The organism is Emticicia sp. (assembly GCF_049241225.1).
In the GTDB taxonomy this organism is placed as follows: Bacteria; Bacteroidota; Bacteroidia; order Cytophagales; family Spirosomataceae; genus Emticicia.
In genome coordinates this window covers 1,492-3,373 of sequence record NZ_JBMLRC010000292.1, presented here as the reverse complement: position 1 = coordinate 3,373, position 1,882 = coordinate 1,492, and the positions used below count along the sequence as shown (strand labels likewise).

Below are 1,882 nucleotides of genomic sequence, written 5' to 3'. Positions count from 1 at the left end.
TCGGTTTTCGGCTGAAAATCGGTTTGTTGGTTGATTCTCACGGAGAAAAACAAGTAAGAAACCAAAGGAATGAAAATACCGAAAATACGTACGATGAGGTCGAAATTGGCGATTTTAAGCAACAGTCCACAAACCAACAAAAGTCCGATATGGAAATACAAATATCGTTTTGGTTCGGCGTGGTACTTTGCCAATAATTGCTCGAAAGCGGACTTTTTCCAACGATAAATATTCAGAAAAACGATGAATAAAGCAGGCACTAAAAACGTCAGTGGCACGGGAAGTGTGAAACTTCCGAGCGTAAAATCGAACTGAATAAGGGTATTTTCGAGTTCGTATTTACTGATATTTTCGAGCGGTGGAAAAGTGGCTACTCGCCAAAGCAAAATAAATCGATAAGCCAATAGGGCATAGATAATCGTAAAAATAATCGGTTCGATACGTTCGAGTTTTTGGCCAGCATTGAAAAGCAAGGTAAAAACCAACAACAAAAATAGTATCGAAAGATACATTAGGTTGCTGTTGAGCGAGAAACCATTTGCCGAAAAATCACGGACATGAAAAAGCCATTCGTGGTTTTTATCTTGCGAACTAAGCGTAAAGTTTTTCTTAAAAACCGAAGCCTTTTGGTCATTTTGAAAATTATCAGTCATTTCGCCCGAAAAACCTACACCTGCTTGATTGATGGTATAAATCATCGTTCCAGAAAAAAGATTCGACTGGGCATTTCGGAGGTTTTCGTGAAACAAAAAGCCTTCTTTCAACGACGAAGCATTAAGTAGCTGCGTGTAATGATTATTCAAAAAACGCACTTGCTTTGTGCCGATTTCAACAGCATCTTTTTGAGCCGATAAGTCAAAAAACTGTGGAAAATCGAATATTAAAGCTGCATTTTTAGTGCTATTCGGATACTTATTTTTATCAATCGCACTAAAGAAATATTGTTTACGAATATTATAGAAACCAATAAAAAATCTACTATCGGCATCAATCGTAGCTTTTGATTGTAGCGTAGGCGAAACCACCGAACCATCAACCGTTAAAGAATAGCCATTCTCAAAGAAATCATTCGTCGGGAAAAACGTAAGGCTATTTTCTGTGTTCGGATTTTTCAGTAAATAAGCATCACCGATATTTTGCAAGATACGCTCCAGCACTTGCTTCGACTGAGCTTTTTTCGACACAAAACCGTCGTTTTCAATCAAAATTGTGTATAACTTCTTGCCTTTTTCGAGTGCCACATCGGTTACTTCGATTTCGTCCTCAAACGATGAATTGAGATTCAGTTGCCTTAAAATACTTTTGGCATCGCAGCGAATCGTAAGACTATAAACGTTTCTGATTTGGTGTTTGCCGAGTAGTCTTTTCCATAGTGGTGCTTCATCAACGGTTTTGATATTGGTACATCGCACACTTACACTATCATTGCTGATGGTGAAGTTATTATTGATGGATTTTCGAAAAATAATATTGACGGGCGTAAATGCTTCATCGGCCGATTTTCTAACAAAAACAGGCTCGAAATAACGGTCGAAACTCAACTCAAAACCGCCATTATTGGTCTGTCTGGCTTTGAAAGTGCCATTTTCATTACTCCAAAGACCATCAACTGAAGGCTGATTAGCATTAGTAGAAAGCGTAAGCGATTGATTGAAAGCCACCCCGATATTCGATACGGCATGATAATCAGCATTATTGAAATAGGGCTTCGACTCGCTGGGTTGCTGGTATTTTCGCAGCACATAAACCGATGCAAGGAATGTCAGAGTCAGCAGTGTTAGACCCAGAAAAGCTGAGAAAAACTTGTAGGTTGCAAGGCGTTTAGCGTTGAGTTCTTGTTTGTTTAGGCTCGGAAATCTTTTCTGAAATTCTGGCCCGTCGA

At 39.0% G+C, this 1,882-nt stretch carries 1 protein-coding gene; it reads right to left on the bottom strand.

Annotated features, from left to right (window positions below):
- The coding region (locus ACOVO2_RS15555; protein ID WP_421770860.1) for a hypothetical protein at positions 1-1,882 on the bottom strand (1,882 nt) is incomplete at both ends.